At 37.3% G+C, this 24,057-nt stretch carries 22 protein-coding genes and 1 pseudogene; 17 read left to right on the forward strand and 6 right to left on the reverse strand.

What is annotated here, in order from left to right; genetic code table 11:
- Nucleotides 1–45: 45 nt before the first annotated feature.
- The 3 genes from DJ533_RS08760 (at nt 46) to DJ533_RS08770 (ending at nt 3,967) form a co-directional block, all read left to right on the forward strand.
- Nucleotides 46–1,569, forward strand: a complete 1,524-nt coding sequence (locus DJ533_RS08760) for a flavin-containing monooxygenase (protein ID WP_065992151.1) — start codon at nt 46–48, stop codon at nt 1,567–1,569.
- A 371-nt stretch (nt 1,570–1,940) separates the two neighbouring features.
- Complete coding sequence (locus DJ533_RS08765) at nt 1,941–2,765, forward strand: SDR family oxidoreductase (RefSeq protein WP_065992153.1); 825 nt, start codon at nt 1,941–1,943, stop codon at nt 2,763–2,765.
- Between the two features lie 233 nt (nt 2,766–2,998).
- Entirely contained in the window at nt 2,999–3,967 is a 969-nt protein-coding gene (locus tag DJ533_RS08770; RefSeq protein WP_065992155.1) for a LysR substrate-binding domain-containing protein, read from the forward strand.
- 43 nt (nt 3,968–4,010) lie between these two features.
- Here DJ533_RS08770 and DJ533_RS08775 read toward each other — a convergent pair whose 3' ends face one another.
- Complete coding sequence (locus DJ533_RS08775; protein ID WP_065992157.1) at nt 4,011–4,631, reverse strand: TetR/AcrR family transcriptional regulator; 621 nt, start codon at nt 4,629–4,631, stop codon at nt 4,011–4,013.
- Nucleotides 4,632–5,195: 564 nt separating this feature from the next.
- Between DJ533_RS08775 and DJ533_RS08780 the strand changes: the two genes are divergently transcribed.
- The 4 genes and pseudogenes from DJ533_RS08780 to DJ533_RS08795 form a co-directional block, all read left to right on the forward strand.
- A complete protein-coding gene (locus tag DJ533_RS08780; RefSeq protein WP_065992159.1) occupies nt 5,196–6,977 on the forward strand; it encodes an acyl-CoA dehydrogenase C-terminal domain-containing protein in 1,782 nt (593 codons plus the stop codon).
- Nucleotides 6,978–7,283: 306 nt separating this feature from the next.
- A complete protein-coding gene (locus tag DJ533_RS08785) occupies nt 7,284–8,459 on the forward strand; it encodes a thiolase family protein (RefSeq protein ID WP_065992168.1) in 1,176 nt (391 codons plus the stop codon).
- A gap of 124 nt (nt 8,460–8,583) precedes the next feature.
- The gene (locus tag DJ533_RS08790; protein ID WP_065992169.1) at nt 8,584–10,083 is read left to right on the forward strand and encodes a succinate CoA transferase; all 1,500 of its coding nucleotides are present in this window, start codon (nt 8,584–8,586) and stop codon (nt 10,081–10,083) included.
- A gap of 114 nt (nt 10,084–10,197) precedes the next feature.
- Nucleotides 10,198–10,275 (forward strand): annotated as a pseudogene (locus DJ533_RS08795) (YHYH domain-containing protein); the annotation flags it as partial.
- 61 nt (nt 10,276–10,336) lie between these two features.
- Here DJ533_RS08795 and cysS read toward each other — a convergent pair.
- The gene (gene cysS / locus DJ533_RS08800) at nt 10,337–11,758 is read right to left on the reverse strand and encodes a cysteine--tRNA ligase (protein WP_065992170.1); all 1,422 of its coding nucleotides are present in this window, start codon (nt 11,756–11,758) and stop codon (nt 10,337–10,339) included.
- Between the two features lie 184 nt (nt 11,759–11,942).
- On the opposite strand from cysS, the gene DJ533_RS08805 reads away from it, so the two are divergent.
- The 10 genes from DJ533_RS08805 (at nt 11,943) to DJ533_RS08850 (ending at nt 19,574) form a co-directional block, all read left to right on the forward strand.
- Nucleotides 11,943–12,758, forward strand: coding sequence for a Hint domain-containing protein (locus DJ533_RS08805; protein ID WP_065992439.1), 816 nt, complete (start codon nt 11,943–11,945; stop codon nt 12,756–12,758).
- 31 nt (nt 12,759–12,789) lie between these two features.
- On the forward strand, nt 12,790–13,653 hold the full coding sequence (locus DJ533_RS08810) for a hypothetical protein (RefSeq protein ID WP_065992171.1): 864 nt from the start codon (nt 12,790–12,792) through the stop codon (nt 13,651–13,653).
- Nucleotides 13,654–13,854: 201 nt separating this feature from the next.
- Nucleotides 13,855–14,832: a KpsF/GutQ family sugar-phosphate isomerase gene (locus tag DJ533_RS08815; protein WP_065992441.1), complete on the forward strand. Its 978-nt coding sequence runs from the start codon at nt 13,855–13,857 to the stop codon at nt 14,830–14,832.
- A 3-nt stretch (nt 14,833–14,835) separates the two neighbouring features.
- The gene (locus DJ533_RS08820) at nt 14,836–15,375 is read left to right on the forward strand and encodes a KdsC family phosphatase (protein ID WP_065992172.1); all 540 of its coding nucleotides are present in this window, start codon (nt 14,836–14,838) and stop codon (nt 15,373–15,375) included.
- Between the two features lie 43 nt (nt 15,376–15,418).
- Nucleotides 15,419–15,964: an LPS export ABC transporter periplasmic protein LptC gene (gene lptC / locus DJ533_RS08825; protein ID WP_065992173.1), complete on the forward strand. Its 546-nt coding sequence runs from the start codon at nt 15,419–15,421 to the stop codon at nt 15,962–15,964.
- On the forward strand, nt 15,951–16,517 hold the full coding sequence (gene lptA, locus DJ533_RS08830; RefSeq protein WP_065992176.1) for a lipopolysaccharide transport periplasmic protein LptA: 567 nt from the start codon (nt 15,951–15,953) through the stop codon (nt 16,515–16,517). The genes lptC and lptA overlap by 14 nt, the downstream gene beginning before the upstream one ends.
- On the forward strand, nt 16,517–17,263 hold the full coding sequence (gene lptB, locus DJ533_RS08835; protein WP_065992182.1) for an LPS export ABC transporter ATP-binding protein: 747 nt from the start codon (nt 16,517–16,519) through the stop codon (nt 17,261–17,263). Before lptA ends, lptB begins: the two co-directional genes overlap by 1 nt.
- Nucleotides 17,264–17,395: 132 nt before the next feature.
- Nucleotides 17,396–17,992 (forward strand): IMPACT family protein, encoded by a 597-nt coding sequence (locus DJ533_RS08840; protein ID WP_065992184.1) that lies wholly within the window; start codon nt 17,396–17,398, stop codon nt 17,990–17,992.
- Nucleotides 17,985–18,599 (forward strand): acyltransferase, encoded by a 615-nt coding sequence (locus DJ533_RS08845; RefSeq protein WP_065992186.1) that lies wholly within the window; start codon nt 17,985–17,987, stop codon nt 18,597–18,599. The genes DJ533_RS08840 and DJ533_RS08845 overlap by 8 nt, the downstream gene beginning before the upstream one ends.
- Nucleotides 18,600–18,731: 132 nt before the next feature.
- A complete protein-coding gene (locus DJ533_RS08850) occupies nt 18,732–19,574 on the forward strand; it encodes a universal stress protein (protein WP_065992188.1) in 843 nt (280 codons plus the stop codon).
- 322 nt (nt 19,575–19,896) lie between these two features.
- Here the strand turns inward: DJ533_RS08850 and DJ533_RS08855 are convergent, their stop codons facing one another.
- From DJ533_RS08855 to ilvA, 4 genes are all read right to left on the reverse strand, one after another.
- A complete protein-coding gene (locus DJ533_RS08855) occupies nt 19,897–20,562 on the reverse strand; it encodes an O-methyltransferase (RefSeq protein ID WP_065992190.1) in 666 nt (221 codons plus the stop codon).
- Between the two features lie 169 nt (nt 20,563–20,731).
- Nucleotides 20,732–21,454 carry a D-Ala-D-Ala carboxypeptidase family metallohydrolase gene (locus DJ533_RS08860; protein ID WP_065992193.1) on the reverse strand — a complete coding sequence of 241 codons (723 nt, stop codon included), beginning with the start codon at nt 21,452–21,454 and terminating at the stop codon, nt 20,732–20,734.
- A 134-nt stretch (nt 21,455–21,588) separates the two neighbouring features.
- Entirely contained in the window at nt 21,589–21,912 is a 324-nt protein-coding gene (gene fdxA, locus DJ533_RS08865) for a ferredoxin FdxA (protein ID WP_054582200.1), read from the reverse strand.
- 596 nt (nt 21,913–22,508) lie between these two features.
- A complete protein-coding gene (gene ilvA / locus DJ533_RS08870; RefSeq protein ID WP_065992195.1) occupies nt 22,509–24,047 on the reverse strand; it encodes a threonine ammonia-lyase, biosynthetic in 1,539 nt (512 codons plus the stop codon).
- Between the last annotated feature and the right edge of the window lie 10 nt (nt 24,048–24,057).

The raw sequence follows: 24,057 nt of genomic DNA on the forward strand, positions 1-24,057 counted from the left end.
CCATTTTGACAGATTTACAAAGATTATATTTTTGTGATTTTGATTATGCAGCAAAACAACAACAAGCAGAATTTGAGTGATTCAAACAATTATCATCGTGTCATCATTTTAGGTGGCGGTTTTGCAGGCTTGGGCGCAGCCATTAAGCTCAAAGAAATGGGCATAGATGATTTTGTGCTATTAGAAAAAGCAAAAGAATTAGGTGGTGTTTGGCGTGAAAACACCTATCCAGGATGTGCGTGCGATGTCCCTTCAGCATTATATTCTTATTCTTTTGAACAAAATCCAGCATGGTCACGTGTGTTTGCCCCACAAGCTGAAATTAAAGAATATCTGTTCAATGTCGCTGATAAATATAAAATCATGCCACATGTCAAACTTGAGCATGAAGCTTTAACGGCAAAATGGTCGGACGCAGAGCAGTGTTGGATTATTCAAACCAATCAAGGTGAATTTCGTTCACAATTTGCCATTATGGCATGTGGTCCGATGCATGAACCCGTGATGCCAGATATTCACGGAATTGAATCGTTTACAGGGGAAATTTTCCATTCATCTCGTTGGCGTCATGATATTGATTTAACAGGAAAGCGTGTTGCAGTCATTGGTACGGGGGCATCAGCGATTCAGTTTGTGCCACAAATCCAACCACAAGTCAAACAACTCACGGTATTTCAGCGTACCGCACAATGGATTTTACCAAAATCAGATATGCCTTTGCTTGCACCTGTCCGGGCTATGTTTAAATTGTTGCCTTTGACACAACAATTGATGCGTGGTTCTGTTTATGGGATTTTTGAAACTATTAATGGTGGCATTCAAAGTCCTGCTGCAATGATGCAATTTCAAAAATTAGCTAAATGGCATTTAAATTTTCATATTAAGGATGCTGCTTTAAGAGAAAAATTAACACCGAATTTTATTATTGGCTGTAAACGTATTTTACAGTCAAATAATTGGTATCCCGCACTGGCTCAAAAAAATGTCGATGTGATTGCCAGTGGTTTAAGTAAAATTGAAGGTAATACGTTGATTGCGAGTAATGGTGAACAGTGTGAAGCAGACATTATTATTCTAGGGACGGGTTTTGAGATCGCAAATCCACCGATTGCCAGCCGTGTTTATAACCGTTTTAATCAAAAAATGTCAGATGTGTGGCAAGGAAGTGCCGAAGGTTATTTAGGCACGATGGTTGAAGGCTGTCCAAATGGCTTTTTGATGTTTGGTCCAAACATTGCGGTGAGTTCGTCAGCATTTATTATTATTGAAGCGCAATTAACTTATATTATGTCTGCAATCAAACAGGCTTTGGAATTGGGTATCCAAACCATAGAACCAGAACCAGAAATTACTCGAAAATACAATGAGAAAGTCCAAACTGCATTGCAAAAAACCGTATGGAATAAAGGTGGATGTCATAGCTATTTCATTGATAAAAATGGACGTAATAGTACGGTTTGGCCTTGGACGACATTTAGGTTAAAGCAAAAACTAAAACATTTTGATTTAAAAGAGTATTTAATCGATTATCGTCCTGAAAAATCTCACGATTCAACAGGTGTGAAATAGTGATGTGAACTCAAAATTTAAGATTTTGATTTTTATATAATTTTCTGTGATTTAGTTTTTGTGATTTAGATCAAGGGAATTGAATGAGAAATGTTGTATAGCGATATTTCTCATTCTATTTAAAATTAAAAGCGCTAAACTCACATTACCATTTTGCTAGTTTAGAGCCTCTACAATTATAAAAATTTATTGCATATAGCTGAGGGCTGATAGCATTTTTAAAAAATTACAATCTTTTTAGATGACTGATAAGTTGGCATGAAGTAAAGATTTTCCTGAGTTTAACCATGATTTTGGAACATTTTGTACTAGGGTGGTGGCATTTTATTCAGTACATTCGGAGAGTAAAAAAATAAATAATTGAGGCAACTATGTCATTAAAAGGAAAAACTGTATTTATTACAGGTGCAAGTCGAGGAATTGGACGTGAAATCGCCTTACGTGCTGCATGTGATGGTGCAAATATCGTGATTGCTGCAAAATCTACCGAAGCGCATCCAAAATTAGGTGGTTCTATTTATACTGTTGCCAAAGAAGTTGAAGCAGCAGGTGGTCAAGCTCTAGCATTGCAGCTCGATGTACGTGATCAAGAGGCAGTTGCTCTGGCAATGAAACAAGCTTTTGACCATTTTGGGAGCATTGATATTTTAATTAATAATGCAGGTGCAATTAAGTTATCAGGTGTAGAAGCACTTGATCCTAAGCGTTTTGATTTGATGTATCAAATTAATACCCGTGCGGTGTTGGTGTGTAGCCAAGCGGCATTGCCATATTTAAAACAAAGTAAAAATCCGCATATCTTAAATCTTTCTCCACCTTTAAATTTGGATCCAAAATGGTTTACAAGTTATGCACCGTATACCATCACCAAATATGGTATGAGTATGTTGACAATTGGCATGAACCAAGAATTTGCTAATTATGGGATCAGTGTCAATTCATTATGGCCAAGAACCATTATTGCTACAGCCGCAGTTGAATTTTCAGCAGGGAAAGCCTTATTCCCTCGATCTCGCAAACCAAGCATTATGGCAGATGCAGCATATCAGATTTTAATCAGTGAAAATCGAGCCTTAACAGGTCGTTTGATAATTGATGAGCAGATATTAAAAGAACGTGGCGAAACCAATTTAGATCAATACCGTTATGAGAACTCAGATGAAGAACTCATGGTTGATTTATTTGTTGAAGAATAATTGTCCTACAGCTCAAAAATAAACTGCTTTTGCAGTTAAAAGAATATTCTCATAAGGATATTCTTTTTTATTTTGAAATAAAAATGTACAAATACATTGAAACTAGGTTATTTCTCTAAATATGACTAAATTTGAACATTGGAAAATAAGTAAAAAAGGTAGATTATATAAAGTAATGTGGATGACAACATATGACTAATTTAACGTCACAATAAAAGGTGAGATTGAAATACGTGTTTGAACTGGATTGTAAACTACTCAGCATTTTTTATCATATTTATAAATTTAAAAGCGTATCGTTGGCGGCGGATCATTTGGAAATGAGTCAGCCGACGGTGAGTAACATCCTAAATAAAATTCGTGCACATTATAATGATCCGTTGTTTTTACGTATAGGCAATGAAATGGTGCCGACTGAGTTGTCGAAGCAGTTATTTCCCTTGGTCAGCGAAGCCTTAAGTAAAGTTGAAATTATCAATAACTTTAGTGTTAATTTTGATCAAGCCGCATCACAGCAGCAATTTACCATTGCCATGACTGATGTTTCACATTTGGTATTATTACCAAAAATTTCCCAATATTTAAAACAACATGCACCACATGTAAAACTAAATGTGCGTGCGATCACTTCTGAAACCAGTTATCAAATGGCAAATGGTGAAATAGATTTAGCTATCGGTTTTTTACCACATCTAGAAAACGGTTTTTATCAACAAAAATTATTTGAACAATTTTATGTGGTGATTGCATCGAAAGATCACCCACGTTTGAGCGAGCAAAAAATTACGGTTGAGCAATATTTAAGTGAATCGCATATTGACATTGATGCAGGTGTAGGGCATTACCACATTGCCAATGAGTTGTTAAATCTGGATTTAAAACGTCATGTTTTGATGCGTATTCCGAGTTACTTAGGCGTAGGCTTGGTAGTGCAAGATACGGATTCGATTGCAACTGTACCGTATTATTTAAGTCAAGTATTATTGTCACGAGGAAATTTACAGATTTTACCTGCGCCCATTTCATTTCCAACTTATTCGATTAAGCAGTATTGGCATATGTCTTGCCATCATAAAACCAGTCATCAGTGGCTGAGACATATGTGCTATGAGATTTTCAGTCAGGTAAATTCGATGCCTTTGCCCAGTCAGTTGTTGAATTTAAAATATCAAGACCCTAGAAAAAATCATAAAGATAGATAGTAAATAAGTACTTATGTCAGTGAATAAAACTTTGTTTCAAAATTTATGCAGTTTGATGATCTGCATCTGTTAACTTATCTGGTGTCATCAGGGCTTGATTTACATAAAGTTTGATTAAACGCTCACGAGAGCCAATTGATTTTTGATAATGGGTTGAATTTAACAGGAGTGAGGCTCCATAGGTGACCGTCCAAATATACGAAAGATAATCTCGGATGGACATGATGCTGTTCAAAGATTTTAAATGATCCGCAAATAAATCTCGTATTTCTAAAATCCGAGCTTCACGAACTTGATATAATTGTTCAAATAAGTCTTTGAGTTTACGCTCATTATTGGTGAGGCGTTCTTCAATGACATGCAGTAAAATCGTACGATTTGAATTAAGCATGTTGTAAAGCATATATTGCGATACATAGGTCTTAATATCGTGATTATGGTTTTTAGAAATTTCCAATAAGCGTTTTTCATTAAGGATAATCAATTCTAGGTACAACTGGTTTTTGCTTTTAAAATGTTTATAAATGGTACCTTTGGCAATATCTAACTCTGCCGCCAATTCAGCAAGGGTAATATCTTGGTTGTTATCGAGTAAAAGGGTTTCTGCCATGGCTAAAATTTTCTCTTTTCTGAGTAGAAAATTTTGTTGGCGAACTGTACTCATTGAAATAGTTCCAAATGATGGATTAAAGAGCGAACATGAATTATAACAGGTATTCTTAGGTATGAATAAAACTATCGTCTAGTTTTGGCTAGAAATTCTAAATTTAACTATAAAAATCACATAATCATTCAATATCCTACTTTGATGTTTTAGTTGTCAAGAAAACTGAACCTATGAGGTCATTATCAAGGAATAAAATTCCAATTTTCAAAAATTTCATTTATTGTTTTTGCGCAATTTAAACTTTAAGAAGTTTGAAATGTACAAATATGTAATGCCATTTTGGGGCTTACATCAGCATATACTGTTTAATATTTGCCAATGAGTGTTTTGAATATTACTAGATTTATTTTAAGCCAATGAGATTGATTTTAAGGCATTCACTTCGCTTAGAATTCTATGGATTGCACTATAAAAACATTTTAGAGAAATATTTTAAAACTTGATATTTCAAGCAAATTTGAACCTGTCATATGCTTATTGAAATTACAAATGTCATTTCAATAATTTTTATTATGTAAAAAGGCTTCTGCGTAAACAGAAGCTTGCAAAAAGGAATGCGACATGCCTATCTATAATGCACCGCTCAAAGACATGGATTTTATTTTAAATGATGTGTTTAAAGCGGAACAATTTTGGCAAAACAATGAAAATTTAGCTCATTTGGATATGGCAACAGCCAACGCTATTTTGCAAGAAATGGCAAAATTTTCTAAAAATGTCATCCTTGATTTAAATCGGACAGCCGATGAAGAAGGCGGTGCTCAGTTTAATCATGGTGTGGTTACAACACCAAAAGGCTTTAAAGCAGCATTCCAACAATTTGCTGAAGGGGGGTGGGTCGGCTTAGGTGCAAATGAAGCGTGGGGTGGTCAGGGCATGCCTAAAATGCTGACTGTCCTTGCAGATGAAATGATCTGGAGTGCGAACCCATCGTTTATGCTGTATCCACTTTTGACTGTGGGGGCGGGTATGGCAATCGATCAAGCTGCATCTGAAGAGCAAAAAGCGACTTATTTACCAAAATTTTATACAGGTGAGTGGTCAGGCACCATGTGTCTGACTGAGCCACATTCAGGCACAGACTTAGGCATTATCAAAACCAAAGCTGAACCCAATGCAGATGGTTCTTATAACATCACGGGTACTAAGATTTTTATTACCAGTGGTGAACATGATCTATGTGAAAACATTATTCATCTCGTCTTGGCAAAAACACCGAATGCACCTGCGGGCTCACGTGGTATTTCACTGTTTATCGTGCCGAAATTTTTAGTTAATGCAGATGGTTCTTTGGGTGAGCGTAATACACTTGGGGCAGGCTCAATTGAACATAAAATGGGCATCAAAGGCTCTGCTACGTGTGTGATGAATTTTGATGCAGCCAAAGGTTTCTTGGTGGGTAAAGAAAATCAAGGCTTGGCAGCGATGTTTATCATGATGAACTATGAGCGTTTATCTATGGGTATTCAGGGTATTGGTGCATCTGAATATGCGTATCAAAATGCAGCGCAATATGCGACTGATCGTTTACAAGGTCGTGCTGCTACAGGTGCGAAATCTCCTGAAAAACCTGCTGACTCTATTTTGGTGCATGGTGATGTGCGTCGCATGTTGTTGAATATACGTGCCAATAATGAAGCATCTCGTGCTTTTGCTGTTTATGTAGGTCAGCAATTAGATATTACTAAATTCTCCAACGATGCTGAGGCAGTGCGTAAAGCCAATGATCGTGTCGCATTACTCACACCAATTGCGAAAGCCTATTTAACAGATAAAGCTTTGGATTCGGCTTTAGAGGCGCAAATGTGTTTTGGTGGGCATGGTTATATCCGTGAATGGGGTATGGAACAGTGTATTCGTGATTTGCGTATTGCTCAGATTTACGAAGGAACCAATGGTGTGCAAGCAATTGATTTGATTGGTCGTAAAACCATTAAATCCAATGGTGCATTCATTGCTGAATATATCGCTGAAATTCGTGAGTTTGCAGCGTCTATGGAGGATGATTTAAGCATTAAAGCTACAACTTTAGATGTATGTAATCAAGTTGAAGCATTGACACAGTTTATTATTGAGCAAGCGAAGAGCAATCCTGATTTTTCGAATGCTGTAGCGGTAGACTATTTGCATGCAGTTGGCTTACTCAGCTTCACTTATATGTTTGCACGCATTGCACAAGCTGCACAAACGAAGTCAGAAAGCTTCTACCAAAATAAATTGGTTTTGGCGCAGTATTATGTTGCGAAAGTGCTTCCTGACTTGGCTGCACGTACACAACGTATTCATGCGGGTGCAGCGTTGGTAATGCAGTTGCCTGAAGATTATTTTACAGCGCAGGCTTAAATAAGTTTTTAGACGTGAAGTATGAATTAGGTAGGTTAAAAATTTGCAATCAGAGTTCCTCCTCTTGCGCTATATATGGCTCAGGAAGATGGTTAGGATGAGGGGTTTACATAAATAAACCTCTCCCTCTTGCGAAATGATGTTTTTCATCCTGAAAGGAGAGGGAAAGATCATTACTTATGTAATGCTCTCATCTGCGCTAACAATTGTTTATTCAAACATGATTCAAAATCAATCATGGACAATTTTGAGTCAGTTCGCTGACTCAAAACTCACAACAAAACTGAAAATAGATGGAATAGGTAGATAACAATGATCGTAATTGTAGACGCAGTTCGTACTGCAATGGGTGGTTTTCAAGGTGCATTATCAGCATGTACTGCACCTGATCTAGGTGCAGTAGCGATTAAAGAAGCTGTTGCACGTGCAGGTTTGCAGCCAACTGATATTGATGAAGTGATTTTTGGCTGTGTACTGCCAGCAGGTTTAAAACAGGGTCCTGCACGTCAAGCAATGCGTCAGGCGGGTTTGCCAGATACTACAGGGGCAACTACTATCAATAAAATCTGTGGTTCTGGGATGAAGGCGGTAATGCAAGCAGCCGATGCCATCAAAGCAGGCTCAGCAAATATCGTAGTCGCAGGGGGCATGGAGTCCATGTCAAATGCGCCATACTTACTCGATAAAGCACGTGCAGGCTATCGTATGGGACATGGTAAAGTAACTGACCATATGTTCCAAGAAGGTTTGGAAGATGCTGAAACAGGTTTATCGATGGGTATTCTTGCACAAGAAATGGCAGATAAAAAAGGCTATACCCGTGCACAACAAGATGCTTATGCGATGAGCTCTTTAAATAAAGCGGTTGAAGCGGTGAATAATGGTTATTTCAAAGATGAAATCGTACCTGTCACAGTATCTTCACGTAAAGGCGATGTGGTTGTAGATCAAGATGAACAACCTTTAAATGCTAAAGTGGATAAAATACCAACCTTACGCCCAGCATTTAAGAAAGACGGTACGATTACTGCTGCCAATGCCAGTTCAATTTCAGATGGTGCATCAGCACTAGTTGTCACATCGGAAGAAATTGCAGCAGAACGCGGGTTAAAACCATTAGCCAAAGTTTTAGCATACGCAACCAACTCACAACATCCATCTGAGTTCACCATTGCACCTGTAGGCGCAATTGAAAAAGTATTAAAACAAACAGGCTGGAAAGCTAAAGAAGTTGATCTTTGGGAAGTCAATGAAGCTTTTGCGATGGTGGCTATGCTTGCAATTGATGGTTTTAATTTAGACCGTGAAAAAGTCAATATCAATGGCGGTGCATGTGCACTTGGTCATCCCTTGGGTTCTTCAGGCTCACGTATCATCGTAACTTTGATTCATGCTCTAAAACGCACTGGTGGTAAAAAAGGGATTGCATCATTGTGTATTGGTGGTGGCGAAGCAACCGCAATTGCGATTGAATTGGTTTAATCCGTCCATTTGTTAATTTTTTAAAATTTGATTACTCAAGATTGACCAACATCCTTGCGCGCAAGGGTGTTGGATATTTACATGCTGTATTTTTAATTTTTAGATGTATTTTTGAGATTTTTCAATGATTAACGGTTTAGAACGTATTCGCTGTGCAGCTTTGCACGAAAAAGTCATGTCTGTAGAAAAGGCAATTGCATTTATTCAAGATGGTGCTGTAGTAGGTTTAAGTGGTTTTGGTGGTGCAGGTGAGGCAAAAACTGTACCGCTAGCGTTGGCAGATTATGCCCAAAATCATCCGATGAAAATTACTTTGGCGACAGGTGCGAGTTTAGGCAATCGCATTGATGGACGTTTGAATGATGCCCATGCTTTGGCACGTCGTTATCCTTATCAGGCAGATCCGACTTTACGTAAAGCCATTAACAATGGTGAAGTGATGTATATCGATCAACATTTATCAGAATTAGCAGATAACATTCGCCATAAAAACCTCCCTAAAATTAATGTTGCGGTGGTTGCTGCAACTGCAATTACCGAAGATGGTCAAATCATTCCTACAGGTTCATGTGGTAACTCTGCCAATTTTATTGAAATGGCAGATCATGTGATTATTGAAATTGACAACACTATTAGCCCAGTCTTAGAAGGTGCACATGATATTTATGTACCTAAGGCACGTCCAAATCGTGAACCGATTCCTTTAACTGAAGCGGGGGATCGGATTGGTACGATCGGTATTCATGTTGATCCAAGCAAAATTTCTGCCATTGTTTTAAATGATATTCCAGATACGTCATTCAAAATGGATGAGGCAGATAATGAAACCCTTGCGATTGCCAAGCATTTAATTCACTTTTTTGAAAATGAAGTTGCAGTCGGACGTTTGCCTGAAAATTTAGGACCACTTCAATCGGGTGTTGGTTCGATTGCTAATGCAGTTTTTGCAGGTTTTGAACATTCAAATTTTCACGATTTGGAAATGTATTCCGAAGTTTTACAAGACTGTACTTTTCAGTTGATTGATTCAGGGAAAATGAAATTTGCCTCAGGTTGTTCGATGACTTTGTCGGATGAATGTGCCAAGCGTGTGATGAATAATTTTGAACGCTATAAAGATAAAATCGTTTTGCGTCCGCAGGAGCTTTCTAATAATCCGGAAATTATTCGTCGTTTAGGTATTATTGCTATTAATACGGCACTTGAATTCGACATCTATGGCAACGTCAACTCAACTCATGTGACGGGTACAAAAATGATGAATGGCATCGGGGGATCGGGTGATTTTACCCGTCATGCGCATTTAGCGATTTTTGTGACTAAATCCATTGCCAAAGGTGGCGCAATTTCTTCGGTTGTGCCGATGGTAAGCCATTGTGACCATGCTGAACATGATATTGATGTGTTGGTGACTGAGCAAGGTTTGGCAGATTTGCGTGGACTTGCACCACGTGAGCGTGCCTTAAAAATTATCGAAAATTGTGCGCATCCAAGCTATAAGGCTGATTTGTTGAATTATTTTGAACGTGCATGTGCCTTGGGGGGGCAAACCCCACATGTATTGCGTGAAGCTTTGTCTTGGCATGCACAGTTTGAAGAAACAGGAAGTATGAAGTCAGCTTGACGGTTGTAATAATTTCTATTTTTTTAATTAAGAACTAGACAGCCGCATCATATTTGAATGCGGTTTTTTAATATAACTTGAAATAATTGAATAACTATTTTAACAGCAAATGCTGCAAATGCTCATTCAGGTGGTACAAACTCACAAGGTTGTCATACCAATAGTAAAACTGGCGATTATCATTGTCATTAAATTTAAAAAGCAGGAAAAATCCTGCTTTTTAAACTCATCAAACATAGAAAATAAATTGTCTTTAATCTGCTCGACGCCAAACAGTACCTTGACGAGTATCTTCTAATACCACGCCTTGATCTAATAAAGACTGACGAATACTATCAGCTTTAGCAAAATCTTTGGCTTTTTTGGCATCAACACGTTGTTGAATCAAATCTTCAATATCAGCTTCAGACAGACCAAGTGCTTCCTGACCAATATCTGACTTTAAAAACTCATCGACATTATGTTGACCTAAACCTAAAATATTTGTCAGATAGCGTAAAGTTGAATAATAAATCGCAGATTGTTCAGCATTTTCATCTTTCACTGCACGATTTAACTCTTTGATAATTTCAAACAGAACTGCAATCGCTTCTGAGGTATTAAAGTCATCACGCATGGCACTATTAAAGCGTTCAACCAAAGTTTCATCTAAAGTATCAACTGTTTTGTCGCCATAAACTTGCTCATAGGCTTTAAACGCATGATAGAAACGGGTTAAGGCATTTTTTGCTTCTTTTAAAGCAAAGTCAGAGAAGTTTACAGGGCTACGATAGTGTGAAGACACAATGAAATAACGAATCACTTCAGGGTGGAATTTTTCCATCACATCACGAATGGTAAAGAAATTGCCCAAAGACTTTGACATTTTCTCGCCATCAACATTGATGAAACCAACATGCATCCAATAATTCACATATTGCTCGCCTGTTGATGCTTCCGATTGGGCGATTTCATTTTCATGATGCGGGAAAGTTAAGTCTGAACCACCACCATGAATATCGAAGTGATTACCTAAGCAGCAGGTCGACATGGCAGAACATTCAATATGCCAACCCGGGCGACCATTGCCCCAAGGTGAAGCCCATGAAGGCTCATTTTCTTTGGCATGTTTCCAAAGTACGAAGTCGAAAGGATGTTTTTTCTCAACTTCTACATCAACACGTTCAGATGCACCTGCTTGCATATCTTCCAGTTTACGACCTGAAAGGCGACCATATTTTGGAAATTTTTCAACTTCAAAATAGACATCACCATTTTCAGATGGATACGCAGTGCCTTTATTGACCAAAGTGCCGATCATGTTTTGCATTTGATCGATGTATTCTGTTGCACGTGGTGCTTCATCAGGTTCAGCACAACCTAAACGTGCTGCATCATCATTCATGGCTTTAATAAAGCGGTCTGTTAATGCAGTAATGCTTTCACCATTTTCGTTGGCACGAGCAATGATTTTGTCATCAATATCCGTGATATTACGAACATATTTGACATTCCAACCTTGACTACGTAAGAAACGGATAATGTAGTCAAATGCAACCATGACACGCGCATGTCCAATATGACAGTAATCGTAAACTGTCATACCACATACATACATGTCGATATGTCCTTCTTTACGTGGAACAAATTCAACTTTTTTACGTTGCTCAGAGTTGTAAAGAACAAAAGGTTGCATAGGTCTTCTAAATGCTTCATGAAAATGGTGAGTCATCTTAACCTATGTGTTTTTTTTCATAAAGTTAAAATGAAAAGAAAGATAGGTTTTTGATTGCGTTTTGAGAGAAATGCTTTTAAATTGCAGTTGTTTTGCAAAATAACAAATTTGTATAAAAGAATGCTAAATGCTTGGGGAAAATAAAATGAAGAAAAATAGTGGTTTTGTCGCAGGGACGTTGGTTCATACAAATAAAGGTTTAGTGCCTATTCAAGAGATCAAAGTTGGGGATATGGTGCTATCGAGTCCTGAGCAAAGGGATAGGACAGTCCGTGAATATAAACGTGTTGTGAATACATTTAAGGCAGAGTCAGAAGAAATTTATGAACTCATTATTAGAAAGACTTTAAATCCAGATCTAGAGTATGTTGAAGATGGAATTCTACACAATATTTATGAAATGATTTATTTAACAGCAGGACATCCTATCTATGTCATCAATAGCCTGTTTATTGAAGAATGGGATAGTCAAAATGATATAGATCAAATTAATGCGCGTAGTGGTAGCTGGCAAGCAGCACGTGATTTAAAAATGTATGATCGAGTTTTAGTTGCTCATCCTCAATATAGTGATAGTAACACTTATGAAGTTGTGAACATTGCACCAGTGCAAGACGTTAATCGTGATTATGGTTTTGTCGATAGATCATCAATAGATAATAATAAGCCATTTGATACCATTGTCTATTTTGATCAACATAATTATAAGATTGTAGGTGGAAATATCCTTGAAGGTAGATCAAGCCTAAGGAATTATTTTATTGGTAATTATGTGGAAGCAAATTTTCAAAATCATTCAGTGATTGTAAAAGATTTTAGAGAAAATTATGAACAAATCTGTGCTAAGGTGGGTGGTAATCTTGAAAAAATTCCTACCTTGCAATGCTCCGTTTATAATTTTGAAGTTGAAGATTATCATACCTACTTTGTGGGTGAGCAAGGTTTGTGGGTCCATCAGTAAAAATAAAAACCTGTAAAAGGAACTATAAAAAATGAGCAATGAAAGTGGTTTTGTTGCAGGGACATTGGTACATACAAATGAAGGATTAGTGCCTATTCAAGAGATCAAAGTTGGGGATATGGTTTTATCCTTGTCTGAAAATGGTGAAGGTGATACAGCTTATAAGCGTGTAGTGAATACTTTTAAATCTGCTGAGAAAAAAGAGTTAATGGGAGGTCTGTTTGGTATTTTCTGTACGGATGACCATCCATTTTGGGAAATTGGCAGAGGCTGGGTTCCATTGAAAGATATGTATTTGGATGGAAAAGGTGTTTTTTCTTTTTATAATTTAAATAGAAATGAATCACCACTGGATAATAATATTAGGGGAGCATTACAAGTTTTTGAAGTAGATGAAGGCACCCATGATGTATTTAACTTAGGTGGTTTTTATCTGGCACGTTCGGGTATAGAAGGTGTTGCTCTAGCTTATTTTAGTAATAATAAATATGACTATCGAGCAAAAGATGGTGGATATTTACTTATCGATTTTAGAAAATACCCTGCTCAGTATATTTTAACAGATGATAATGACAGTCTTTTGGGCTATTGGAAAAATCAATGTTACTTTAGCTTTGATCTGGATAAACTAGAGCAAGAAAAGGATCAGTACGTTGTCCTAAGAAAAGGACGAGATGATATCGAAATTGCAGAGTATTCTAGAATATTACAAGATTTTGATTTAGATTTACATGATCGTAATTATGTATTATCTGAAAAGCCAATTAATGTTGAACTATTGCAGGACATAGAAAAACGATTTGAAGGTGCTTTTTCAGATTATGTTTATAATATTGAAGTTGAAGATTATCACACGTATTTTGTAGGAAAATATGGTTATTGGGTACACCAATAGCCTAGATAGAGTGAATTAAAAAAACAGTAAACTCTGCCACTCTACATAAATTATGCACATTCTTTGCTAAGAAAATGAAAATTATACATTTAGAAAATACCTTCGCTGCATAGCTATGATAAAATTGCCAAAATTATTTTTTGCTTGCAGAGAGTGATCCTCTCGCAAAGATCAGGTAAATCGACTTTGAATCCTCCAAATATACCGAATCAGATTGATTTTCAGAAAGTTGCACTCGAAACCCTAAGTATCGAAGAGCATGCTTTAGAAGTCCTAGCATCTCAAATTGATGAACGCTTTAGCCAAGCTTGTGAAATTATTTTACAGTGCAAAGGACGTTTAGTGATCACGGGCATGGGTAAGTCAGGTCATATTGGACGTAAAATGGCAGCAACTTTTGCTTCGACAGGAACGCCATCATTCTTTATGCATCCTGGTGAAGCAGGGCATGGTGATCTTGGTATGTTGGTCAAAGGTGACGTACTGATTGCGATTTCCTATTCAGGTAAAAGCGATGAAATCATGATGCTGATGCCATTGATCAAGCATGTGGGTGTGCCTCTAATTACCATTAGCGGTCATGACAAGGGACCGATGCCACAAAATGCCGATGTCGCATTAACTTTGGGCGATATTCAAGAAGCCTGCCCACTCGGTCTTGCGCCTACTTCAAGCACGACTGCGACTTTGGCATTGGGTGATGCCCTTGCCGTTGCCTTATTGGAAGCACGTGGTTTTACGTCGGATGATTTTGCCCGTTCACATCCTGCGGGGGCGTTGGGTAAGCGTTTGTTGTTGCATGTCAAACATTTGATGCATACAGGTGATGAATTGCCAAAAGTATCGCCTGATACCCCAATGAATAAAGTCTTGTATGAAATTTCCAATAAACGTTTAGGTTTAACCACCATTGTTGATGAAAATGATACTTTGCTTGGTATTTTTACCGATGGTGATTTACGTCGTTTGATTGATAAACAACAAGGCTTTGACGTGAATTTAGCGGTGTCTGAGGTGATGATTCAACATCCATCTACGATTTCACAAGAAGCACGTGCGGTGGAAGCTTTAGAAAAAATGAATGAAAAGAAAATTAATCAATTTATTGTAGTGAATGATGCCAATAAAGTGATTGGCGTGATCAGTATGCATGATTTGATTCAAGCGGGAGTAAACTAAAGCATGGCTTCTTATGTTTTATTGGAACAAGCACGTCATATTGAAGCGTTGATTTTAGATGTAGACGGTATTTTAAGTGATGGTTTTGTCACACTGACCAACTCAGGTGATGAAATTAAATCCTTTGATATTCGTGATGGTCTTGGTATGAAGCTAGTACAACAAGCAGGCATCAAAGTCATTATCATCACTGGTCGTAAAAGTAATATTGTTGAAAAACGCATGTCTGATTTGGGTGTAGACTTGGTCTATCAAGGGCGTGAAGACAAAGGCGTTGCATTGAAAGAAGCTTGCGCTCAGTTGAATATTGATCCAGAAGATTGTTTATATATGGGGGATGACTGGCCTGATCTGTCAGCATTTGCCATCGCAGGCATGAAGGTGACGGTACCGAATGGTCATGTTGAAGTACGTCGTCGTGCTGACTTGGTTACTCAGGCGATGGGCGGTCGTGGTGCAGTACGTGAAGTGTGCGATATGTTACTGATGTCTAAAGGCGTTTACCAAGAACTCCTTGAAAAATTCATTTCAATCCCACATTAATAGTGCAGTCCTATATTTAAATTCAGTATGTTGATGAGTATTTATGGATACTAAAGTTTTGTATGTCACCGCCGTGCTCATTGCAGCAGTCAGTGGTGGTTATTACTATTACAGTGGAAAAGGTAAAAAACTGGATGCAGATTCTGCCCAGAGCATGACCTATTCTGCTGAAGGTATCCATGTGGTACAAACTGATGAAAAAGGTAATTTATATTTACGTGCGACGGTTGATCATCTTGAGCAGGATTTGCGAAAACAAACTTCAAAAGTGACCAATCTGAATGCATCTATGTATGAAAATAATCAAGTCAATTCAACATTTTATGCCAAACAAGCCAATGGTTATGAAGATAACCAAAAAGTGATTTTGACTGGACAAGTCAAAGCCACAAAAATGGGTGAGCAAGGTGAAATGGTGTTTTTAACGGATGAATTAACAGGTTATCCTAAACGCCGAGTGTTAGAAACAACGCATGAAGTCACTGTAACGGCACCAAATGCATCATTTATTAGCCAAGGTTTAAATGCAGATTTAAACACAGGTGAATACGAATTTTCACATATTCGAGGAAAGTATGTACCGAACTAAACTTTTATCCCAACCACAAACTTTCCTAAAACAATCTTTGTGGCTTGCTGGCTTATTCTGTGTTTCTGCAGCATCATTTGCATTGCCGTCTGACCGTAATCAACCGATTTCATTGTTGGCAGATCGAGCAACCTATAATGATAAAACTGGGGTAACGACTTATTCGGGTAATGTCGTAATTGAACAAGGTACGATGAAGCTACAAGCTGCTTCAATTGTTGCTCAGCTCAATAAAAATAAACAAATTAGTACCATTACTGCGACAGGTTCACCTGCAAAATTTGAGCAACAAGTGGATACTGCAAAAGGCATAGCACGTGGTCAAGCACAAAAAATCATATATAACGCTGAAACTGGGATTATTAACCTAATTGGTAATGCTTATTTAAACCAAGATGGTGCAAGTATTCGTAGTGGTACTTTAAAATACAGTATGAATAAAGGCGATATCGAAGCCGAGGGTGGGGCGAGTTCAACTGGAACATCTAAAGGGCGTGTGCAAATTATTATTCCACCGAATGCCAGCAAAACTTTCCCAGGGGCACGTGATTAATGACAGAAGCATTCAACCTACCACAAACCTTATGTATCAAACATCTGGCAAAAGTATATAGCAAACGTTGGGTGGTCAAAGACGTTTCATTTAGTATGCAAAGTGGTCAAATTGTTGGACTGCTTGGACCTAATGGTGCGGGAAAAACCACCAGTTTCTATATGGTGGTTGGCTTAGTGCGCATGGACAAAGGCGAAATTCATTTAGATAATGAAGATATTTCTGATTTAGCTATGCACCAACGTGCTCGAAAAGGCATTGGTTATTTACCACAAGAAGCGTCTATTTTCAGAAAATTAACCATTGCTGAAAATATCATGGCAATTTTAGAAACTCGTAAAGATTTAAATAAGCAACAACGTCAACAACGTCTGAAAGAATTACTGGAAGATTTTAAAATCACCCATATCAAAGATTCTTTGGGCATGAGCGTATCGGGTGGTGAGCGTCGCCGTGCAGAAATTGCTCGTGCTTTAGCGGCAGATCCAAAATTTATGTTGCTTGATGAACCTTTTGCAGGGGTCGATCCGATTTCGGTAGGGGATATTAAAGATATCATCCGTCAGTTGAAAGATCGTGGTATTGGTGTGCTTATCACAGACCATAACGTGCGTGAAACATTGGCGATTTGTGAACATGCTTATATTGTCAGTGAGGGTGCAGTGATTGCGGAAGGCACGCCTGAAGAAGTATTAGCAAATGAAACAGTACGTGAAGTGTATTTAGGTGATGATTTTATCGTTTAGGCATTCATTTTTACAATTTAAGAGAGCGCTTAGCTCTCTTTTTTTATTTAAATTCTTATACCTATCGAATACTGATTTAAAAATAAAACACGTTATACTGTAAGTCGATTGATGTTTTAAAATTTTAGATTTATGCCTTTTACCCTTGCAACCGAAGTTTTTTATGAAGAAGACATTAAAAAAAGTCGTTTTCAAGCCATTGCCGCACCTGTTGAGAGTGAACAGGACGTTAAAGATTTTCTCGAAAAACATTTGGATGGGTCTACCACACATCAATGCTGGGCATGGAAAATAGGACATAATGTTCGCTTTAATGATGATGGGGAGCCTTCTGGAACGGCAGGACGTCCGATTTTAGCGACCATCGAAGGTAATGAGCTGACGAACACTATTATCTTGGTAAATCGCTGGTATGGCGGTATTAAACTCGGTACAGGCGGGTTGGTGCGTGCTTACGGTGGTTGTGCTGGGCAATGTTTACTCTTGACTGAAAAGATCGAGTTGATTGAAAAAAAAGATGTACAATTTGAATGTTGGTTTAGTGAATGGGCAATTTTTCAATACGAATTGAATCAACATAATATTGAATTTACTGAACAATATCATGCAGAAGGGGTTATCGTTTCTGCACGTTTACAACGACATCAAATAGTACCTTTGGCAGAAAAAATTCAACACGTCACACGTGGGCGAGAAACTTTAAAAGTCATGGATGAGCATAATGACTGAAGATCGTTTATTAAAATATCGAGAGCAACATAAACATCGTTTAAATTATATGCCTTGGTTGTATTATTCGCTTAAACCGAAACATCGTGTTTGGGCAGAGCAATGGCAACAAGAATATCAGCAGTATTTAATGGAAATGGAAACTGTTGAAATTGGCAAAAACTGTTTTATTTCACCATTCGCTCATATTTTTGCTGAGCCAGGACGTACTATAAAAATTGGGGATAATACTTTTATTGCAGCAGATTGTACTTTGCATGGTCCCTTAGACATTGGTAATGAAGTAGCAATAAATCATCATTGTATTTTAGATGGTGGGCGCTCAGGGATTAAATTACATGATCAAGTGCGTATTGCAGCATATTGTCATTTATATGCTTTTGATCACGGTATGGATTTAAATTTACCGATTTATCAACAAGCTGTAACTTCTAAAGGGATTGAAATTGGGCAAGATGTTTGGTTAGGTGCACATGTGGGTATCAAGGATGGAGTTAGCATTGCTGCTCATGCTGTGGTTGGAATGCATAGTATGGTGACAAAAAATGTTGCTGAAAAAGAAATTGTGGCGGGAAATCCTGCTCGTTTTATCCGATATCGTGATTAAATTAACATTTTGTACAATTTCATGGTGTTTTAATGAAATTAATTACATGATCACGCCCAATCTATAAAAAAGTTATGATACTTTTATTCATAAGAAATAGACCTAGGGCTGCAATGCCAGAGAGAGGCAACTATGAAACGCGTAATTGCATGTATTGATTCTTCACCTTGTATTAATGCTTTGGCTGAGGCTGCTGCTTGGATTGCTCAAAAAACCAACCGTGAGTTGGTGCTGCTACAAGTACTTGATTATTATCCTGCGAGTTATCACTTAGGTGAGATCAGTGGGGTAATTGGATTTGAAAGTAATGCGATGTTGCTCAAAGAGCTAGCAGAATTAGAACAAAAGCAGAGTGATCTGGCACTAGATTATAGTAATAATTTACTTAAACATATTTCTGAAACCATTCAGCAAAAATATGGCATTATTCCATCACATATACAAGAAAAAGGGGATTTTTTAGAGCAAAGCTTTAATGTGCTGAGAGAAGATGACTTTGTTGTGATTGGTCGAGTGGGGGAGCGTTCAGCTGAGAAAAATAAAACAATTGGCAGCAACGTTGAAAACTTTATTCGTGGTGCAAAATGTACAGTATTAACTGTAGGTGAAACCTTCAAAGCACCGACACGTTTTATCTTTGCATATGAATATTCTGAAACTTGTCAGAAAATGCTAGAACGTGTTGCAAAAAGTGATTTATTGCGCCAGTTACAATGCCACTTGTTGTATGTTGGAGATAATCCAGAAATTTTAAATGAGCCTGCAAACCGTCTGAAAGAGGCTGGTTTAGATGTGGTGATTGAATATCGTTACGGTGATGTTGCTGACAATATTTTAGATTATCAGAATCAACATCAGATCCAACTCATCGTTTTAGGTGCATTTAGCCACAGTAAAATCCATCAATTTTTCTTAGGAAGTGTCACCACTAGTATTTTCCGAAGCGCAAATGTGCCGTTGTTAGTTGTAAAATAGAAGTATTCAAAACTTAGACCTAAAAAATACCATAACTACAATGTAATTATGGTATTTTCTTGTTTGTAATAAAAAATATGACCAAACCACTTGATTTTTTTAAAATATTTATCAATATTTTTGTGGAGAGTTAAATCGTATAAAAAACGATCTTTTAAAAATATTTATTTATTTTCATTAACTTATCTAGTTATAAATGAGTTATCCACACATCTACAAACAAATTTAGTGGATAACTCATTTTAAAATTAAGCATTTAGCCTACAGTGTTATGTCTATCATGAGTAATTCAAATAGCTTAATTACTAATACAAAAAAACGATTACTTTACTATGGCGATAGCAAAACCATCATGCCCTTTACTTCCCACAGTTTGTAGCGCAGTGCATGATAAAATCTTTGGATGATTTTGCATGGCTTTATACATGTCACGAATGCCTTGAATACTTGGTTTGATGTTTTCTGGGTCTAAAATATCGCCAGCACGAATGACATTGTCTAGCACAATGATCGTTCCTGAATGTGATAAATTTAAGCTTAACTCTAAATATTCAGGATAGCTTTGTTTATCGGCATCCACAAAAATAAAGTCAAATGCTGCTGTATCATTCGGTAAAGTTTTTAAAATTTCAGCGGCACGTCCTACTTTCAGATCAATAGTTTGTGGTAACTTGGCATTGTCGATATTTTCTTGCGCTAAAGCCGCATGGGTATCGCGTCCTTCAATTGTTAAAATATAACCGTCTTCGGGTAGCGCACGTGCCAACCACATGGTGCTATATGCTGCAAAAGTTCCTAATTCTAAAACACGTTTACATTGGTTCATTTGAATGAGCATTTGTAATAGCATACCTTGATTGGGCGCAACGGCTAAATGATCAGGAAAGCCTCGCTCATCAGTATGTTTTAAAGTTTGCGTAAGAATTGAATCTTCTGGAATTAAATGTGATTCGATATAAGCATCGATGTCTGACCACATTTGTTGCATATGATTTCACCTAAATAAGATTGGCTATTTTGAATGAGCTGCATTTTAAACTTTTATACGCAGAGTGCAATTCTCGTTGGTTTATTTCAATACCAATTTAAATTTTTAACATCAGAATATACAAAAGAGGTCAGTTGACCTCTTTATTTAGAAATGCTTTGTTCTTAAATTAGAAATTACACATTGAGCTATTTCGACTGTGGTCAGGTCCCCACGTACGATAACCTTGTGTATCAATATGAATTTGACCAGAAGCGTATAAACCTAAGCCCATATTGAAGTTTTGACCATATTGTGACCAAAATTGGCACAGTTTAAATTTGGTATTTTCAATAAATGCGTAATCTTGTGCTTGTGGGTAGGCTGGACCAATCCGAAAGTCAATGGCAGAGTTAAATAAATGGCGTGAAGAGCCTGCGCCACCTGCACATTGATTAAGTGGTAAATCTCGATAAACTGAGGTCACTTCAAAATCAGTTAAAACCTTACTGGCAATTAAATATTTAAACACACGTAAAGTCGCAATTTGGTTCGACCACACTTCACGACTTGGGATCATATATTCTTCACGTCCACATTTTTGCCAATCCCGTGCAGTTCGGAATAATTCAAAACTAGGAATGATATTTCCTACATTATTTTGTTCTAAATAACGTTCGTATTCACGTGCACGTGCCTGATTGTCACCTTGCATTAACCAATAACGATATGATGCGGGCATGGTTTTTTGTGGTGTAGTAGGTTGAATCACCACTTTTTCTTGGGGAATATAAATGCGTTGGCTAGGTGTAGGCGTGCCAATCGTTTGACCTTTTTGAGGGGTGGATGTACATCCGATCATCATCATTGGAACTATGCTGATGGCTAATAAGCCCTTCAAAATATCTTTCATTCTAATAAATGTGCTTGTGAATTAACTTGCTATTTTATGTCAATACTGAGGAGATAATCTGTATAAATTGCAAACAAATGTACAATTTTAGTTGGAATTATAAAAAAGATCAGCTTAGCTGATCTTTTTATGGATTATTTTTCTAAATATTGCAATTTATCTGGTTTGCCATTCCATTCTTCACGGTCTTCCGGCTGATCACCAATTTGTGTGATGTTCGGCCATTTTTGTGAAAGGTCTGCATTAAGTTCAATAAAGACTTCTTGACCTTCTGGGAGTTCATCTTCAGAAAAGATTGCATTTGCAGGACATTCTGGCTCACAAAGCGCACAGTCAATGCACTCATCTGGATTGATAACAAGAAAGTTAGGTCCTTCATAGAAGCAGTCCACTGGGCATACTTCTACGCAGTCTTGATATTTACACTTAATACAATTTTCAGTGACAACAAAGGTCATGGCGTCAGCTACCTAAAAATATGGTTCTAATTAATAATGTTGTATTTTAGGCAAAAATGGGGACAACTAACAATTGCTTTTATTGATATTTGTTATGTGTAAGAATGAAATAAAGCTAATTAATTGATATATAAATAAATGTTTTTGTCATAATACACACACTAGAGCGCAAACATAGATCTTATAGAAGTAATATAAAACAATGATTTAAGTGTGATTTCCTTCATTTTTCTGCTGTTGAGTTTTCAAAAAAAGATTGGCTAAAAAAATCTTGATGAATTAGTTATTTTATATTTAATTGTATTTTTTTTATACATAATTTTGTTTGAATTATGCAGATTCAAAATTTAAGTACAACACATTTGTAGTGGATTAAGTAAATTACTTGAATAACAATCATTTGATTTTTCAATTTATAATTAAAAAGCATAACATAAATCAATAGCATCAGCTTTTCAGGATAGAGTTAATGCATTTCTTAGAAAAATAAAACAGTGGTTATATATTTGAGTTTTTAGAACATTTCTCAAATTTAAAAAGCCAGTCTATTACATAATAAACTGGCTTGGTTTTATAAAATTATCGTTAAATGCCCATTATTTTAAAAAACGCTGATAACCCAAATTATTGGTAATCTCTTGATATGGATAAGTGATCGTTTCTAAAGTCTCGATTAAACCATCAGGATTTTGCTGTGCATCTTCTGCATCTAAGCCGACCAAAACACGTCCTTCTGCCGCACCATGATTACGATAGTGGAATAGGGTAATGTTATGGGTTGGACCTAAGCGCTCTAAGAAAGTCAGTAATGCGCCTGGACGCTCAGGAAATTCCACACGGAATAAACGTTCATTTTCAATGTCTGCATGACCACCGATCAAATAACGAATATGTAATTTCGCTACTTCATCATCAGACAGATCATCCACATCATAATTTGCACTTAGCAGATCATAAATGTCATGACGCTCTTTATCTCCTGATTTTAAGCTAATACCGACAAAAACTTGTGCCGCAGAAGAACTACTTGCACGGTAGTTAAACTCAGTAATATTCCGACCTTGTAAAGCACGGCAGAAATTTAAGAAAGAACCTTTTTCTTCAGGAATCGTGACCGCAAAAATCGCTTCTTTACGTTCACCAAGTTCGGTACGTTCTGCGATATAACGTAAACGGTCAAAGTTCATGTTGGCACCACAAACAATTGAGACCATATTTTTATTTTCTATACCATGTTCAGCAACGTATTTTTTAATCCCTGCCAAAGCCATTGCACCCGATGGTTCAACGATGCTACGACATTCGTCATAAGTATCTTTGATCGCTGCACATATTTCATCGGTATTCACAAGTACAACATCACGTTCAACAATTGGACCTGAGTTATCTGATTTTTGTAATTGAATGACTTTAAATGGTTTTTCACCAATTTGCGCAACCGCTGTACCATCGGCAAATAAGCCTACAGATGGAAGAATGACACGTTCATTGGCTTCGAAAGCTGCTTTTAAACATGCTGATTCGTCATATTCCACTGGAATGACTTTGACATGTGGTGCAACATCACCTAAGTAAGCAGCAACACCAGCGATTAAACCGCCACCGCCTACAGCAACGAATACATAATCGACATCACGCCATTGACGTAAAATTTCATTGGCAATCGTCCCTTGACCCGCCATCACCAATTCATCGTCATACGGTGGAATAAAAGTCATGCCTTCATCAGCAGCACGTTGAATCGCGTATTTATTGGCAACATCAAAAGAATCGCCTTGTAGAACGACTTGCCCACCCAAACGTTTTACAGCTTGAACTTTAATATCAGGTGTTGTCTTTGGCATCACAATAATGGCGGTAATACCCAACTTTTGACCAGATAACGCCACGCCTTGAGCATGGTTACCCGCAGAAGCAGTAATAACGCCACGTTCCAACTGAGATTTCGGTAATTGACTGATACGGTTATACGCACCGCGCAGTTTGAAAGAAAAGACAGGTTGCAAGTCTTCGCGTTTAAAGCGAATGTTGTTGTTTAGTTTTTCACTAATTCGTGGCGCTGCTTCGAGTGGGGTTTCGATCGCAACGTCATACACCGTTGCCTGTAATATTTGTCGAACCAAACGAGACAGCATGTTAATTTTC

The sequence above is a fragment of the Acinetobacter defluvii genome (genome assembly GCF_001704615.3).
Taxonomy (GTDB): Bacteria; Pseudomonadota; Gammaproteobacteria; order Pseudomonadales; family Moraxellaceae; genus Acinetobacter; species Acinetobacter defluvii.